Consider the following 16,105-nt stretch of genomic DNA (forward strand, 5'->3'; position numbering starts at 1 on the left):
TAGTGCCTGTCAAAGTCAATATAAAACTTCCATAAAGGCGCCGCTGCGTCATAGTCGTGCAGCGCCCTAAGGTTTATTTAAGACTCGCTCAAAAGATTAAATTCTTTTAAGCGCTGATGAATATGTGCACTGCGTGGGTTGAGCGCTAGGCCTTGTTTCCAAACGGCGAGAGCAGAATCTTTTTGCCCGCTTACCCAGAGTACTTCACCTAAGTGTGCGGCAATTTCATCGCTAGGCATGAGTTTTAAAGCTTGTTTGAGTAATGCGGTAGCCTTGGCATATTGACCTAGGCGGTAGTAAGCCCAGCCCAAGCTATCGATGGTAGCAGGGTTGTTGGGCGCAAGGTTTAAAGAGCGTTCGATATAGCTTTTACCCTCTTCTAGACGTGTATTGGCATCGACCAAGATATACCCTAGCGTATTAAGGGCGTCGGTATTATCGGGGTTGATTGCGAGTATGGTTTGTAGGTCGTTTTCAGCCAGTACCATATTATTGAGTGTGACAAATATCATAGCGCGATTAAAAAGCAAGTGCTGCGACCGAGGAAATTGCTGGATTGCGTCGCTAAGCGTTTGCTTGGCCTGATCTAAAAGACCCTGACTGCGATAGTGATCGGCCAGCAGCAGGTGAATGCCTTCTTGATAGCCCTCATCTGCGGTTAATTGATGCCCAAGTAGCAGTTGCAGTGCGGCTTGTTGTTGCTGATGCTGATGCATTAGGCTGACAGCTTGCGCTAGAGCAGGGAAGAATTCTTTGCTTGGCAATACGCGGACATAATATTCGATAGCCTCTAAAGGTGCATCTTGCTGCTGTGCTATTTTGCCTAGGTAATAATAGGCGGTGGCCGTTTGCGCTGGCGTGGCCGCAATGAGGCTGACCATATCAGGCTCTGTATCAGCATGTGCTTGGGGGCGGGCGCTGGTGAGACTGGTAAGAGGAGTAAAATGCATTTTTGCGGCATCGAGGTTGTCAAGCTGATAGTAAGTGAGCGCCAGCGCAAGTTGAATATTACCATCACCGGGCGCCTGCTTGAGGAGCTCCTCAAACTGTACTGTTGCGCCCGAGAGATCGTTTTGCGTAAGGTTGCGTGCATATTGCAGGCGTAGGCGTTGGTTATTGGGGAAGCGCTGAACGATTTCGCCAAGGCGCTTTTGGGCGATTTCTGGGTTTTGTGCGCCCAAAACGCGCAATTCTTGTATATAGGCCTGCTGATAGTCAGCGCGCAGCTTTTGAGCAGATTTCGCATTGGCGAGTGCTTGAGGCAACCGATCGAGGGGGTACTCTAAAAAGCTTACGGCAAGAGCCAGTTCAGCCTCCTGTGGGTATTGCTCGCGCAAAGGCGTATACAGTTTTAACAGGGCCTCGAGTGTTTCTTGGCTGGCATCAGAGTTGGTGGCTTTGACTGCTAAGGCGTCTAGGCCATGCGCGCTATATTGCGGTGTGGGTTCAGTGACTGACGGGGATGAGTGCGCGGATTCTGTTTGTGTATCGTGAGCTTTTTTTGGGGCTTGTATGGCTTGAGCGCTGTGATTCAAGAGGTAGCGGCCATGCTCAAAGGCTTCAAAATAGCGACCAGCATCGGATAAAGCCGCCATCGCCATATAGCGTGCTTGCGTGTTGTGCGGTGCTAAAGCGGCCCATTGATTGGCCATTTGTAAGGTGGCTTCGCTATCGCGGACAAAGTTGGCCAAGTGGGCGGCGCGCTCGGTGACGCCGACATCTTGAGTATCAATCGCTTGTTTTATGTAATTACTCAACATGATATCGAGGCGATCTCGGCTACCGGCAAGCTCTGCTACCATGAGTGAGTATAAAGTTTCTGTGCTGAAGGGCTCAACGGGCTCTACAATGGGAGGGGGGGCAGTCTCTATGTGCACAGTCTTAGCGGGTAGTTGGCTTGCGCAACCAGCAATCCAGAGTGATAACACTGACAGTGATACTATTGACAGTGATGTCATCGGTAGTCGCCGGATAGCTAGTGAGCCAATACTCACCTTACGAGGTTGCTTGGCGGCGGTAATATATGCAAAAAAGTTAGACAAAATTGAAACCTTTGGTAAATCGATGGCCTTACACTATTGCGATCGCGCAGACACAGCGGTAGTTAATATGGCCGAGCTGTAACAGTTCACTGGAGGCCGTATGGTGATGATTGCGCTTATGTTATAAAAGGCATTGCTCTTGAATCACAGGTTTTTGGGTAGAACTAAAACTATAATTTGAGTAGCGCTAAAACTATAACAGGCATCTGTATAGTTTTAGCATAGATAATGAGGGTTTTATTTCGCTCCTTTGTCGTTTTGAGACGTTTTATGTTTTTAAATAACGGTTTTGTGTTTTTAGCGCGGTATATTAGACCCTGTAATAGTGACTTTTTGTCTTGTGGAATAGCGTATAACGCCACAATTTGTCGCCATACCACTTGTCAGCTTGCCCGCTTGCGCAGACAATAGACCGCTTTGCTTGGCAGACACTCTGTGATGGGGGGTTAAAGCCAACCTTTTAATGATTAATTTGGTGTAAGTGACCTCCCTTATGACCCTGATTGCTTTGGGAATAAATCACAATACGGCTTCTGTCGACGTGCGTGAAGCTGTGGCTTTTTCGCCGGAGCAAATGGCGGCCGCACTTCGTGAAGCCAGTAGTGGTAAAACATTGCAAGAGGTGGCGATTTTATCGACCTGCAATCGCACCGAAATCTATGCCAATATTACTGACGATACCCAAGGTGGGCAAAAACTGCTTGGTTGGTTGTCTGAGTTTCATAACACGCCTTTAGAGGCTTTAGAGCCTTGCCACTATGTGCATGAAGGTGCAGACGCCGCCCGCCACATGATGAAGGTCGCTAGTGGGTTAGATTCGTTAGTATTGGGTGAGCCGCAAATACTGGGGCAAATGAAATCGGCTTACGCGACAGCCAATGAAGCGGGCAGCTTAAAAAGTGGGTTGCACAACGCTTTTCATCAGGTGTTTTCGGTGGCCAAGCGTGTGCGCTCAGAAACGGCGATTGGTGAAAACCCTGTCTCGGTTGCTTATGCGGCGGTGACATTGGCGCAGCAAATATTTTCTGATTTAAAAAATGACACCGCTTTGCTCATTGGCGCAGGTGAAACCATTGAGTTAGTGGCGCAGCATCTCGCCAAGCAAGGACTCAAAAAAATTATTGTGGCTAACCGTACCTTGGCGAATGCGGCACGGTTGGCAGAAGAGTTTGGCGGTGAAGCGATATTGCTCGCTGAAATTCCCGAGCATTTACACAAAGCTGATATTGTGATTTCCAGTACTGCAAGCCAATTGCCTGTCTTAGGTAAAGGTGCAGTAGAGGCGGCACTTAAGCGGCGGCGCCACAAGCCGATTTTTATGGTGGATATTGCTGTACCGCGTGACATCGAAGCCCAAGTGGGTGAATTGGACGATGTTTATTTGTATACCGTTGATGACCTAAAGGAGGTTATCGACGAAAATATGCGTTCACGCGAGCAGGCTGCTGAAATTGCCACCGAGATTATCGAGGAAGGTGTTGGGCGCTATCAAAAAGAGCTTAATAGCTTAGATGCTGTCGCAACGGTTAAAGCTTTTAGGGCCTCGGTTGATGCGCTGCGCGAAACAGAGCTAGAAAAAGCTCTAAAACTGTTACAAAGTGGTGTTGAGCCTAGCGACGCACTCAATCAATTGGCACGTAATTTAGCCAATAAAATAATGCATAAGCCTACTGCCAAGCTGCGTAAAGCGGGCGCTGAGGGCGATTTTGATGCGATTAATACCTTCCAAGCATTGTTTGAGTTAGATGTAGGTACCGATACCCTACCGGCTACGAATGATTCAAAGGGCCAGAACATAGATTTAAACAGCGAGAAACCATGAAACCCAGTATTCTGGAAAAATTACAAACTTTGGCTGAGCGCTACCAAGAAGTTGGCGCTTTGCTCGGCGATAGCGAAGTTATCAGTAATCAAAATAAATTCCGTGAGCTTTCTAAAGAATATGCCGAGCTAGAGCCTGTTGTTTTATGCTTTGAAAAGTATGAAAAAATCCAAAGCGATATGGATGATGCGCGCAGCATGCTAGAGGAGTCTGACCCCGAAATGCGCGAAATGGCGCAAGAGGAATTAAGCGAAGCTCAACAGCAAATAGAGCCTTTAGAGCTTGAGTTGCAGAAGCTTTTATTGCCTAAAGACCCGCGTGATGGCAAAAATGTTTACTTGGAAATTCGCGCCGGTACCGGTGGAGATGAGGCAGCCATATTTGCTGGCGATTTATTTCGCATGTATAGCCGTTATGCCGAAGCCCAGCGCTGGCAACTTGAAGTGATTTCACAAAATGAAGGAGATCATGGCGGCTTTAAAGAAATCATCTCTCGGGTTATTGGCACCGGCGTTTATTCTAAATTCAAATTTGAATCGGGTGCGCACCGTGTGCAGCGGGTGCCAGCGACTGAGTCACAAGGGCGTATTCATACCTCGGCCTGTACTGTCGCGGTGATGCCAGAAGCCGATGAAATGGATGAAATTTCTATTAATAAAGCCGATTTGCGCGTTGATACTTTTCGCGCCAGTGGTGCCGGTGGGCAGCACGTTAACAAAACCGATTCGGCTATTCGCTTAACACATTTGCCCAGCGGTGTAGTTGTTGAGTGTCAAGATGAGCGCTCGCAACATAAGAACCGTGCTAAGGCGATGTCGTTATTAGCCTCAAAGCTTGCCAACAGTGCCGAAGAAAAAGCGGCGAAAGAAATGTCGGATGAGCGTAAAAACTTAGTGGGCAGTGGCGACCGATCGGAGCGTATCCGAACGTACAACTATCCACAGGGTCGCGTTACTGATCACCGTATCAATTTAACGTTATATAAATTAGATGAAATTATGCAGGGCCAATTAGGTGATGTCGTACAGCCGTTGGTCAATGAGTATCAAGCAGATCAGCTTGCCGCTTTAGCTGAGTAAGCGATGACCATTGCTGAGGTGTTGCGCCAAGCGGCGCGCTTGGTTGGTGTGTCTGATTCACCAAGGCTTGATACGGAGTTGTTATTGACTGCTGCGAGTGGGTTTGATCGTACGTATTTTTATACGTGGCCCGAGCGCGCGTTAACACCCCAAGTCACGGCTAGCTTTGAAGCCATGTTGGCACGCAGAATGACCGGCGAGCCCGTAGCGCATATCACGGGGCAGCGCGAGTTTTGGTCCCTCCCTTTAATGGTGGATAATACAACGCTGATTCCCAGGCCCGATACTGAGGTATTGGTTGAGGTGGCGTTAACGTCACTGCATGCTTTTAATATCTCTGCTCCTCGAATTTTGGACTTAGGCACAGGTACAGGCGCGATAGCATTGGCATTAGCCAGTGAAATACCTAGCGCTGACGTGACGGCCGTTGATCAAAGTGCTCAGGCTGTCTTGTTGGCGAAGCGTAACGCCAAGGCTTTAGGTAAAAATATTACCGTACAGCGTGGCGGTTGGCTTGATGATACTTGGTTGGCACATGTGAAAAGCCAGCCGCCGTTTGACTGCATTGTGAGTAACCCTCCGTATATTGATGAGGCCGATCCGCACCTAGCGCAAGGCGATGTGCGGTTTGAGCCTTTAAGTGCACTTGTTGCCGGTAGGCAAGGCTATTGTGATTTATTCACCATTATTGATCTTGCGCATCACCTATTAAAGACGGGTGGTGCGTTGTGGTTAGAGCATGGCTACCAGCAAGCGGTTAAAGTCCGTGAGTATTTAACACTGACGGGGTTTGCGCAGGTGGCGACCCATAATGATTACGGCGGCAACCCGAGGGTAACGGGCGGCTATCGGTTATAGTTGCCAAACTATGAATATGACCGAGCCGTTCAAGCCATCCATAGCTGCTATATAAATGCTCCGATGTTTTAACCCCCCAGAAAATCATTGATTAGTACCTGATGGGGTGAGACTTTTTAGTTTGGTTAAAGAGTTACCTTTTGCTTTTACCTATTCGTATTGGCTGTCTATATAGCTCTGGTACCCAGTATCTGGCGACTGAGCTTCATTCCTCTTACATTGGCGATTAACGCACATTTTTTATGATTCCTGAACTGACTGATTTAGAGCTGGCACGTTATAGCCGCCAAATATTATTACCACAATTTGATGTGGCTGGGCAATTGGCCCTCAAAAATGCCCGTGTATTGATCATTGGTCTAGGAGGGCTGGGTTCGCCTGCTGCGATGTACATGGCTGCGGCAGGTGTTGGGGCGTTAGTATTGGTGGATGATGACGTGGTTGATATTAGTAATTTACAGCGCCAAGTGGTGCATTGTGAACGGCGCGTAGGCATGACAAAAGTCGCATCGGCCAAGGAGCAATTAATGGCATTGAATTCGCAAGTTACTATTGAGTGCATTGCTCAGCGCATCGAAAGTGATGCGCTGCAAGCGCAGGTAACTCGTGCTGATATTGTGGTGGACTGTAGCGATAACTTCGCTACACGTTGTGCGATAAATGCAGCGTGTGTTAAAGGTCAAACTCCTTTAGTCTCTGGTGCTGCTATTCGATTTGAGGGCCAAATAGCGGTATTTAATCAATCCCAAGAAGCGCCATGCTACCAGTGCTTATACGGCTTGCTGGGCGAGCAAAACTTAAGTTGTTCGCAGGCGGGGGTGTTATCGCCGATAGTGGGTATTGTGGGCGCTTATCAAGCGCTAGAAGCCATTAAGGTGTTGGCCGGTGTTGGCGAAGGGATTAACGGGCGTGTGCAGTTTTTTGATGGCTTAAAAGCCCAATGGCGAGAGTTTATATTGAAAAAAGACAAGGCCTGTACAATATGTGCAGGCCTTGTAGATTAAACGCAGCGAATGAAATACCTCTAAAACTTAAAGGCTGCCTCAAGTGCTACGGTACGCGGGCGGTTGACAAAACTATAAAACGTATTCGTTTGGAAATTGCCACCAGATAACGGTGCGTTAGCGGAGTAAGTGAGTACGGCTTCATCGAGTAAGTTGCGTCCTAAAATCGCGGCATGCCAATTGTCGGCGCCAATTTGTAAGCGCAAGCTTATTAGGGTATGCGAGTCAATTTCGCCTTTCGGATCTAAGTTAACGTGGACTTGATAGCCATCAACAAACTGGGTGTCTAATACTGCAGCAAACTCAAGGTTTTGACCAACATCGCGACGATAATCAAACCCTAAGTTAAAGGTGTAATCGGGTGTGTAAACACCTGATTTTCCGGTGTAATCACACTCTTCAATGCCGACGTCGTTCTTAACGCCCACCTGATTAAAATAGCAGTTGCCATTTTTAAAATCTAAGTATTCAAAATCCAGTAAAGATAATCCATAACTGGCTGTCAGGTGGTTGCTAATAGCTACACGACCATCAAGCTCTAAGCCTTGTACGCGGGTTTCTTTTGCATTGCCTACGTTAAAGCCTACTGCACCATCGAATTGACTAACTTGTAAATTATCATAATTGGTTAAAAAGAATGCGAGATTAATTTCGCCGCGGTTATCCCATATGCTACTTTTGTAACCGAGCTCGTAGGCAGTGGCTTTTTCTTCTTCAAATTCAAACGCTGTGGGCTTGTTTGAGCGAGGGTCAAAGCCACCGGCTTTAAAGCCTTTGGTATAGCTAAAATAAGTACTGCTATCGTCGTTGATGTCCCACTGGGCAATTAATAGCGGGGTAAAGGCAGACTCACTTCTGTTACCGATTAAGTCATGACCTTGTGCATTGGGGTCGCGTAATTTGAGCTGCTCGGTATCTGTTTTAAAGACCTGCGATTGAAAAATAAGTGCATTATTGTACGCGATAGCAGCCTCGGCATCTGAATAGGCATCGCCATTAAATTTAACCGCATTTATTTCTTTGTCGCTCCTTTTACTTTCGTGTGTATAGCGGCCACCCACAATCACTCGAAAATCATCTTTAATATTCCACGTGGCCTGACCAAATACGGCTTGTGTATTTGATGACTGGTTAAAGCTACGTGAGGCACCGCTATTGGCGAGTAAGGTGGCCGTGGGGATTTGAGGTGCGAGTAGTGGGACCAGGAGTGATGTTTGAGGTATTTGAAGTATGTCGTAAAAATATTGATCATATGTTTGGAAAAATATACCCCCGAGCCATTCTACATCTTCACCTAGCGGTGATGCTATGCGAAACTCTTGGCTGAGCTGAGAGTAGTCTTCTTCTAAGCGTAAATCCAAAATAGGTGTAGGGGTGAAATCGCAATCACAGTTCTCAATATAGTCATATTTCACTGCACCTGTTAGCGATGTCAGCGTGTAACCTTCAACGTCCCAAGTCGCTTTGAGTGTATGAGAGGTGGAGCGGTTTTTACTGAACTCGGGTGACCCTGTTTGACGAGTGTAATCTTGCTCGCCATCAAACCCTTCAGCATCAAGACTTTGAGCGCCAAAAGCATTTAAGATTTGAGAAAAAGTCAGGCCACCAAAGGGGGAGGCCGCTGGCGGAATAAGTGAGGGCTCATCAAGCGTCATTTCGATGGCGCGGCCATCGGTGTCAAAGGTGTTGCGCTCACCAATATAGTTGACGGTGAGGTCATCGCTAGCATCCCATTCAAGGCTTACGCGGCCAGAGGCAATATCTTGTTCAACTTCGTCAGTCCCTTTGTGGGTGTTTTTAAAGTACCCAGGGTCATCATACTTGCGCAAAGCAATACGCCCACGTAAAGACTCTGTTAATGGGCCAGAGACAATAGTTGTGAATTCGGTGGTGCCGTATTCAGCTTCGTAATTGGCGGTTAGTGAGCCGGTGAGGTCGTGAGTGGGCTTGGCTGTAATTAAATCGAGTGCGCCGGCGATACTGTTTTTACCAAATAGCGTACTTTGTGGGCCACGCATAACCTCGACGCGATCCATATCAAACATTGGCGCTCTAAACAGCTGCGCTCGGCCACGAAAAATACCATCGGCATAGACCGCAACAGATTGTTCAAACCCTTGGCTGTTATCTGAACCAATACCGCGGATGCGCATTTGGGTGCTAATACCGGTTTGGGTAAAATGAATATTTGGCACTAAAACCGTTAAGTCAGCAAGGTTTTCTACACCTATCTCATCCAGTTTTTCACCGGTAACCGCGGCCACAGAGAGCGGGATATCTTGAAGGGATTGTTCTCGTTTTGTCGCTGTCACTAATACTTCTTCTAGCGCAGGCGGCGCTTGATTGGCTGTAGCGTTGCAGCTTAAAAGACTGCCGATAGCGAGCGCAAGCGTGCGAGATTTACAGATAGGCATTAGGATCTCCTTGTGATGACTCAGTTATTGTAGCGAGTTTGCAAATTTGCATTGTGCAAAAATGTATCAGGTATCGATCACTGTGCATAGCACTTTATGATTAACTTATGAGACTCAGTGCATTTAGGAGGTGTTTATAAGGCTCTCATTGATGCATTGTGATATAAAACGAATTAATTAATAAAAAGCGATTAATTTTAAGTCGATTATTATTTGGTAGTGCGGGCATTGAATGGCTTTTGGTATGTTGCTGTGTTTTTAAAAAATATCAATACCGTTGTAATGCGCTGGGTGTCCTTAGGTTATTTTGGTTGCCGTTATGATTTTTTTGATGCCATATTGAGTGTCGTGGTGCGGTATTTCGAAGGCTTGCTTAATGATTAGCAGGTTTATAGTGATGCTGCTTTATTCACATCAATATGGCACACAATGGCGCTATAAATAGAGGGCTCACTTTAAGGGCGCGTTTACTTAATAGATTTTATATAGCTAGTTGTCTGGTTGTTTTTTGGGGCGCTGCAATAAACGCTTGAGCAAACGTAAGGGGCACGGTTTTTCAGGGTGTGCCTTCGCTCCATAATTCAGCGTCTTCGTCGTTGTGGCTGCCGGCAATGCGACGACTTTCAGAGGCCCACTCTCCAAGATCGATTAATTGGCAGCGTTTAGAGCAAAAAGGCCGATTGGGGAATTGCTCGGTCATGAATACCGTTTTTTTGCAGTTTGGGCAAGGGATGGATAAGGTTTTTGTTGTCATAAGTATTTAGGCTTAATGCTGTGCATAGTGGTTGTGATGCAAGTTTGTGCTGTATGTATCGGTGTGAGCAAGCCACCTATTTAAAGTGATGAAATAATTGATGATGTAGCGCATTGACCTGTGCTTGGGTATTGATCAAAGAGCGGTTGTTATCAATGATAAAATCTGCTTTGGCGTTGCGTGTGTCGCGCCCGAATTGTGATGCCATGATACGCTGTATTTGTTCGGGGGTATTACTATCGCGCAAGCTGGCTCTTTGTATTTGTGTTGTGGGTGTCACATCGATGGCAATACTAGCCTCGACGGCTATTTTTTTTTCGAACAGTAAGGGGCTAACTAGCAGAGCATAATGTGCATTGTGAGTGTGACGTGGTGCTGTGGTGAGGGCCTCATGAGTACGCTGCCTTATCAGTGGGTGGAGTAAAGTTTCTAGCCACGCCTTTTGAGACGGCTCCTTAAAAATAAGCTCACGCAGTAGCGGGCGGTTTAGCTCGCCGCTGGCTAACAGTATATTGGGGTGCTTAAAATGCTGGGCAATAAGGTCAAGCGCTGGCTCGCCTGGGGCAACAACCCAGCGTGCAACGTCGTCCATATCAACGCTATGGATACCTAGCTTAGTAAAAAGTTTAGCAACGGTGCTTTTGCCGCTGCCAATACCGCCGGTTAGGCCAACAATGTGCACGATAAAGCGGCCCTTATCGCAGTCCAGATAACGTTAAATATTGGGTAATAATGCTATCTCCCCAAAAAAACGCAATAGCGCCCGCTATGGCTAGATAGGGGCCAAAAGGAATGCGCCACTCTTTATTTTTACCTGCCAGTAACATGCCTGCAATACCAAAAGCAGCGCCGACAAAAGATGACAAAATAATAATAACCGGTAATTGCTGCCAGCCCATCCACGCGCCAAGTGCGGCGAGTAACTTAAAGTCGCCAAAGCCCATACCCTCTTTACCGGTAACAAGCTTAAATACCCAATAAACACTCCATAAACTCAGGTAGCCAGCCATAGCACCAATAACCGCACTATGAAGATCGGTAAATAAGCCATTTAAGTTGCACAGTAGGCCTAGCCACATAAGTGGTAGGGTCAAGTTGTCGGGTAGTAGTTGATGGTCAATATCAATCATAGTGAGCGCAATAAGGGCCCAAATTAAAATCAGCGCCATGGCCGTTTGTGCAGTAGCGCCTAGCTGCCACATGACAACAAAACTCGCCATTCCGGTAAAAAGCTCAACTAAGGGGTAACGCAGTGCAATTTTTTTACCACAGCTTGCACAGGCGCCTTTTAGTTTGAGGTAGCTAATAATCGGAATATTTTGCCAAGGTTTAATTGCTGTGTTGCAGTGAGGGCAGCGGGAATTAGGCTTGGCTAAATTAAAGGTGCCCTCAGGTAGGTGTTGTGGAGGGTCTTGTGCCATGTCATCGCAGGCTTCTTTCCATTCTTTAAATAGCATGACTGGCACACGATAAATAACAACATTTAAAAAGCTGCCTACCATCAAGCCTAAAACACATACTACACCAAAGGTAAACCAAGGCGCACTTTGGTGTAGCGATATAAATTGTTCAATACTGATCAAACCACGTTACCCAGCTGGAAGATAGGTAGGTACATGGCAACAAGGAGGCCGCCTACAAGTACACCAAGAACAGACATAATCATCGGCTCAAGTAAGCTTGTGAGGTTGTCTACCATATTGTCTACCGACTCTTCATAGAAACCTGCTACTTTATCGAGCATTTCATCTAGAGCACCAGACTCCTCACCAATAGCGGCCATTTGCAATAGCATCGAAGGGAATACATTCGAGTGGCGCAATGCAACATTTAACTGGGTACCGGTAGAGACCTCATCGCGTACTTTTAGCGTGGCGTCTTCGTAGATGCTGTTGCCTGTGGCGCCAGCCACCGAGGTGAGCGCATCAATTAAGGGAACACCTGCGGCAAAAGTAGTCGATAGCGTGCGGGCAAAGCGCGCAACAATTGCCTCGTAGACGATTTTGCCGACAATAGGTGCTTTTAAAACTAAGCGGTCTAGTAAATTGCGAAAATTTTTATTGCTTTGTTTAAGTTTGCCTAGTGCAAAAATAGTGACCCCTAAAACGCCTAAAAATTGTAGCCAATAAGCCTGAGCAATATTAGAGAGGCCCAATACAAACAATGTAAAGGCCGGTAGGTTGGCGCCAAAGCTGCTAAAGGTTTCGGCAAATTGCGGCACCACTTTAACAAGTAAAATACCGGTAACAATAACTGCAACCACCACTACGGCAATTGGGTAGGTGAGTGCTTTTTTGATTTTAGCTTTGAGTTGTTCGGTTTTTTCTTTGTAAATAGCAATGCGGTGTAGCATGGTTTCGAGCGCACCCGACTGCTCGCCAGACTCTACTAGGTTGCAAAAAAGCTCGTCAAAGTACTTGGGCTGTTTTCTGAGCGCCGCGGCAAAGCCGCCGCCAGCGGCGACATCTTCGCGGATATCACGGATCAGTTTAGCCAGTGAGGGGTTATCGACGCCGTCGGCTACAATGTCAAAGCTTTGCACCAAGGGTACGCCGGCTTTCATCATGGTGGCCATTTGGCGGGTAAAAATAGCAATATCTTGCGGTGTGATTTTTTTGCCGCCGCCAAATAAAGGTTTGGGTTTTTTGCGCACATTATTAGCGCGTATACCTTGCTTAAGAAGCTGGGCTTTGATGATGGCAGGGCTGCTACCGCTCATTTCGCCTTCTACTTTTTTACCTTTTTTATCTATGCCTTTGTAGGCATAAACTTGGTTGGTACTGGATGTGGCCATAGGTTAATCCTTGGTAACACGGTTAGCTTCGGCGAGGCTGGTAAGCCCCTGGGCGGTCTTGCGAAGGGCTGATATACGTAAATCATTGAAGCCTTCGCGCTTGGCGGCATCGGCAATAGCTATCGAGTTGCCGCCCTCCATTATAATACGAGAAATCTCAGGCGTGATGCGAACAACTTCATAGACGCCAACACGACCTTTATAGCCATCGGTGCATTTGGGGCAGCCAATGGGTTTATAAAGCTCAAATTCGGCGCGTGGTATGCCAATATCATCCATGCCTTCTTCTTTTAATATGGCATCGGGTATTTCATCGGGCTGTTTGCAATGTGGGCATAAGCGCCGCGCTAAACGCTGGGCGATAATGAGGCTCACCGTAGTGGCAACGTTAAATGTGGGGACGCCCATGTTTAATAAGCGCGTTAATGTTTCGGGTGCACTGTTGGTATGGAGTGTACTCATTACCATATGGCCAGTTTGTGCCGCTTTGATTGCAATAGAGGCGGTATCTAGGTCGCGTATTTCGCCTACCATCACAATATCGGGGTCTTGTCGTAAAAACGAGCGTAGGGCTTCAGCAAAGCCTAGACCTACTTTGTTATTCACATTAACTTGGTTAATACCTTCAAGGTTAATTTCTACAGGGTCTTCAGCGGTAGAAATATTCACCTCTTTGGTATTAAGGATATTAAGGCCGGTATATAGCGATACGGTTTTACCAGAGCCCGTAGGCCCTGTAACTAAAATCATACCTTGAGGTTGGTGCAGAGCATCTAAGTAGAGCTTTTTTTGATCATCCTCATAGCCCAGTGCATCAATGCCGAGTTTTGCGCTAGAGGGGTCGAGGATTCGCAGTACAACCTTTTCACCAAACAGTGTGGGCAGGGTATTAACACGAAAATCAATAGCACGGGTTTTAGATAACTTCATTTTGATGCGCCCATCTTGTGGTATACGGCGCTCAGAAATATCCATTTGCGACATCACCTTTAAGCGAGCCGATAATCTAGAGGATAAATTGATGGGTGGGCGTGCAACCTCTTTAAGAATACCGTCAGTGCGGGTGCGCACCCGGTAAACCTTCTCATAGGGTTCAAAGTGAATATCAGAGGCGCCTACTTTAATAGCATCTAATAATATTTTATTCACAAAGCGTACGATGGGCGCCTCGTCAGCCTCTTGTGTCTCTTCGGGTTTGGTGCCTTCGGTGCCTTCTAAATCGAGGTTTTCTAGGGCGTCATCATCAAGCCCGCCAAGGCTATCAGAAAGATCTTCTTCGTTATCTTTTAGGTAGGTTTCTATAGCTGATGTTAGCTTGTCGGCTTCGACAACAATAGCTTCGGTACTAAGCCCTGTATTAAACTTTATTTCATCGAGGCCGTGTAAATTAGTCGGGTCGGCTACGGCTAAAAATAAACGATTACCCCGTTTAAAAATAGGCAGTGCAAAGTGTTTTGTAATTAATTTTTTATCGACTACATCTTTAACGGTTGGCGAGGGTGTTAACGCGCTTAAATTAAGCACTGGCGAGCCAAACTCATCAGCGGCGGCTAGTGCAATGGCCTCGCCGCTGGCGCCTACCTCTATTAAATGCAGGGGGAGCGATCGTTTAGATTCATGTGCGGCATCAGTTGCCTGTTGCGCAAGCTCACGGGTAATGAGCTCATCGCGGACTAATCGTTTGGCTAGGCCGCTAAGTGCGATAGAAGTCATGCTGCTCTGTCTTTGTTTATTATGTTTTTGGGTGGCTTATAGCTTAGTTACCTTGCGCGGTGTTATCCAAGCCAGCACCCCTAAAAGTCAATAATCATACTTAATGGGTTTATTGTAGGCCATAAAAGCAGCCCTGCGTAGGCTGCAGGTAGTCTAAAACAGTCTAGTAGATAACAGCTTGAAAATAAATAAGTTATTTAGCATAGGCCCGTTGGCCGAGAAATAGATGGTAAGCCTGCTTGTTGTGTTTGCAACAGCAAGAAGGTACTCGGATATGAGGATTGTGCCTAGGCTTTGCGTGGCTTTAGGGGGCGCTCGTAGTGAGAGGTAGCAATCAGTGAATAAGTGGTATTGCGCCGCTTATTCACTGATTGCTATTTTGGTGTGCATTATTAAACGGCTTATTAAAGTGCTTATTAGCGGCTTATAGTGTAATGCGATTTTTGTTTTTGTTTAGTGTGGCTTGGCCTATGCCTTTTATTTGGAGTAATTGCTCGGCCTCGGTAAAGCGACCGTTGGTTGTGCGCCAGCTTACAATGGCCTCTGCTTTGGCGGGCCCAATACCAACTAAGTGCTCAGCCATGGTGGCAGCATCGGCAGCATTAATACTGATACGAGTAAGGGCGGTTTGCTCTTGCTGAGTGGTTATGGGTGCTTGCGCTGCCACGGCTTGTTTGGTTATGGCGTGCTCTGTTGTTTTTGGTGCTAGGGGCTCGGCAAAGGCCAAGCCGCTTGCGCCGACAGTTATCAATAGGCTAATGGTGAATTTTTTGAGGGTAATGTTAAGCATCGCTGTTTCCTTGTTGTTGTTTTAAAAACTTACTTTAACAACATAGATGCTTTTGGGTGGTAGGTTATACCAACTATTAATAGTAAGAAGCCTAATTGATTGCCTTTTGTTGTAACAGTGAATATCGATGTGAAATACAGGGCCCAAAGACAGTATTGGCGTGCTTAGCCTCCATTTTACGTCACTCCCCGCCCAAAACTGTCTGTTTGCTATGCGTGTCGCAGCGCCCTATTGCGCTACAGCTCAGTAAAATGGCCTAATTCAAAGTTGGCACGCAACTTGATAATACCTATATACCCTTACTCAAAAAAACACTATTTATAGGTGATTAACATGAAAAAAGTACAACAAGGCTTTACATTGATTGAATTGATGATCGTAATTGCGATCATCGGTATTTTGGCGGCTGTGGCATTGCCTGCTTATCAGGATTACACCATTAGAGCTAAAGTGTCTGAGGCCGTTGGTTTTGGGGCGGCGGCTAAGACGTCAGTAACAGAGTGTTTGCTTTCAGAAGGTGGAGATACAACATCTTGTGATAGTAATGCCAAAGTTGGCCTAGATAATACTGCAACTAACATTAATTCAGCTATTGTTGAATCTGTTACCGTAGGAACAAGTGCTGTGATTACGATTGCGTTACGTAATACAGGTAACTCGGACTTGGATAATGGAACTCTCTCATTCTCTCCTAATTATGGTAATAATGGCGTGGCTTGGACGTGTGAAATTTCTGCCGTTGCGCTCAATAAATTTGTACCAAGAGTCTGTCGCAAGAGCTAATTCATGATTTTAATAAAAAAACCGCTTATATGAGCGGTTTTTTTATGGGCCC

General features: G+C 46.5%; 14 protein-coding genes. 6 read left to right on the plus strand and 8 right to left on the minus strand.

What is annotated here, in order from left to right:
• Positions 1 to 77: 77 nt before the first annotated feature.
• The gene (locus tag AC438_RS09560) at positions 78 to 2,042 is read right to left on the minus strand and encodes a tetratricopeptide repeat protein (RefSeq protein WP_082354070.1); all 1,965 of its coding nucleotides are present in this window, start codon (positions 2,040 to 2,042) and stop codon (positions 78 to 80) included.
• Positions 2,043 to 2,535: 493 nt separating this feature from the next.
• On the opposite strand from AC438_RS09560, the gene hemA reads away from it, so the two are divergent.
• The 4 genes from hemA to moeB all read left to right on the plus strand — a co-directional run bounded on the left by hemA (position 2,536) and on the right by moeB (position 6,805).
• Positions 2,536 to 3,864, plus strand: coding sequence for a glutamyl-tRNA reductase (hemA, locus tag AC438_RS09575; protein ID WP_053981034.1), 1,329 nt, complete (start codon positions 2,536 to 2,538; stop codon positions 3,862 to 3,864).
• Entirely contained in the window at positions 3,861 to 4,943 is a 1,083-nt protein-coding gene (gene prfA / locus AC438_RS09580; protein ID WP_053981035.1) for a peptide chain release factor 1, read from the plus strand. The genes hemA and prfA overlap by 4 nt, the downstream gene beginning before the upstream one ends.
• A gap of 3 nt (positions 4,944 to 4,946) precedes the next feature.
• A complete protein-coding gene (gene prmC, locus AC438_RS09585) occupies positions 4,947 to 5,801 on the plus strand; it encodes a peptide chain release factor N(5)-glutamine methyltransferase (RefSeq protein WP_053981036.1) in 855 nt (284 codons plus the stop codon).
• Positions 5,802 to 6,055: 254 nt separating this feature from the next.
• Entirely contained in the window at positions 6,056 to 6,805 is a 750-nt protein-coding gene (moeB, locus tag AC438_RS09590) for a molybdopterin-synthase adenylyltransferase MoeB (protein ID WP_202904740.1), read from the plus strand.
• A gap of 20 nt (positions 6,806 to 6,825) precedes the next feature.
• Here moeB and AC438_RS09595 read toward each other — a convergent pair whose 3' ends face one another.
• A complete protein-coding gene (locus AC438_RS09595; protein ID WP_053981038.1) occupies positions 6,826 to 9,219 on the minus strand; it encodes a TonB-dependent receptor in 2,394 nt (797 codons plus the stop codon).
• Positions 9,220 to 9,471: 252 nt separating this feature from the next.
• Between AC438_RS09595 and AC438_RS17345 the strand changes: the two genes are divergently transcribed.
• A complete protein-coding gene (locus tag AC438_RS17345; protein ID WP_274377610.1) occupies positions 9,472 to 9,603 on the plus strand; it encodes a hypothetical protein in 132 nt (43 codons plus the stop codon).
• A 172-nt stretch (positions 9,604 to 9,775) separates the two neighbouring features.
• Here AC438_RS17345 and yacG read toward each other — a convergent pair whose 3' ends face one another.
• The 6 genes from yacG to AC438_RS09625 all read right to left on the minus strand — a co-directional run bounded on the left by yacG (position 9,776) and on the right by AC438_RS09625 (position 15,270).
• Entirely contained in the window at positions 9,776 to 9,973 is a 198-nt protein-coding gene (gene yacG / locus AC438_RS09600) for a DNA gyrase inhibitor YacG (protein WP_053981039.1), read from the minus strand.
• Positions 9,974 to 10,049: 76 nt separating this feature from the next.
• Complete coding sequence (coaE, locus tag AC438_RS09605) at positions 10,050 to 10,655, minus strand: dephospho-CoA kinase (RefSeq protein ID WP_053981040.1); 606 nt, start codon at positions 10,653 to 10,655, stop codon at positions 10,050 to 10,052.
• Positions 10,656 to 10,668: 13 nt separating this feature from the next.
• Positions 10,669 to 11,547 carry a prepilin peptidase gene (locus AC438_RS09610; RefSeq protein ID WP_394200822.1) on the minus strand — a complete coding sequence of 293 codons (879 nt, stop codon included), beginning with the start codon at positions 11,545 to 11,547 and terminating at the stop codon, positions 10,669 to 10,671.
• A 5-nt stretch (positions 11,548 to 11,552) separates the two neighbouring features.
• Positions 11,553 to 12,767, minus strand: coding sequence for a type II secretion system F family protein (locus tag AC438_RS09615; RefSeq protein WP_053981041.1), 1,215 nt, complete (start codon positions 12,765 to 12,767; stop codon positions 11,553 to 11,555).
• A gap of 3 nt (positions 12,768 to 12,770) precedes the next feature.
• The gene (gene pilB / locus AC438_RS09620; protein WP_053981042.1) at positions 12,771 to 14,480 is read right to left on the minus strand and encodes a type IV-A pilus assembly ATPase PilB; all 1,710 of its coding nucleotides are present in this window, start codon (positions 14,478 to 14,480) and stop codon (positions 12,771 to 12,773) included.
• A 424-nt stretch (positions 14,481 to 14,904) separates the two neighbouring features.
• Positions 14,905 to 15,270: a ComEA family DNA-binding protein gene (locus AC438_RS09625; RefSeq protein WP_053981043.1), complete on the minus strand. Its 366-nt coding sequence runs from the start codon at positions 15,268 to 15,270 to the stop codon at positions 14,905 to 14,907.
• A gap of 333 nt (positions 15,271 to 15,603) precedes the next feature.
• On the opposite strand from AC438_RS09625, the gene AC438_RS09630 reads away from it, so the two are divergent.
• The gene (locus AC438_RS09630; RefSeq protein ID WP_053981044.1) at positions 15,604 to 16,053 is read left to right on the plus strand and encodes a pilin; all 450 of its coding nucleotides are present in this window, start codon (positions 15,604 to 15,606) and stop codon (positions 16,051 to 16,053) included.
• Positions 16,054 to 16,105: the final 52 nt, after the last annotated feature.

The organism is Marinagarivorans algicola (assembly GCF_001292705.1).
GTDB classification, from domain to species: domain Bacteria; phylum Pseudomonadota; class Gammaproteobacteria; order Pseudomonadales; family Cellvibrionaceae; genus Marinagarivorans; species Marinagarivorans algicola.

Coding starts and splice junctions, on each gene's coding strand:
- prmC (WP_053981036.1), top strand. CDS start 4,947: ATGACCATTGCTGAGGTGTTGCGCCAAGCGGCGCGCTTGGTTGGTGTG.
- AC438_RS09625 (WP_053981043.1), bottom strand. CDS start 15,270: ATGCTTAACATTACCCTCAAAAAATTCACCATTAGCCTATTGATAACT.
- AC438_RS09615 (WP_053981041.1), bottom strand. CDS start 12,767: ATGGCCACATCCAGTACCAACCAAGTTTATGCCTACAAAGGCATAGAT.
- prfA (WP_053981035.1), top strand. CDS start 3,861: ATGAAACCCAGTATTCTGGAAAAATTACAAACTTTGGCTGAGCGCTAC.
- AC438_RS09630 (WP_053981044.1), top strand. CDS start 15,604: ATGAAAAAAGTACAACAAGGCTTTACATTGATTGAATTGATGATCGTA.
- pilB (WP_053981042.1), bottom strand. CDS start 14,480: ATGACTTCTATCGCACTTAGCGGCCTAGCCAAACGATTAGTCCGCGAT.
- yacG (WP_053981039.1), bottom strand. CDS start 9,973: ATGACAACAAAAACCTTATCCATCCCTTGCCCAAACTGCAAAAAAACG.
- AC438_RS09595 (WP_053981038.1), bottom strand. CDS start 9,219: ATGCCTATCTGTAAATCTCGCACGCTTGCGCTCGCTATCGGCAGTCTT.
- hemA (WP_053981034.1), top strand. CDS start 2,536: ATGACCCTGATTGCTTTGGGAATAAATCACAATACGGCTTCTGTCGAC.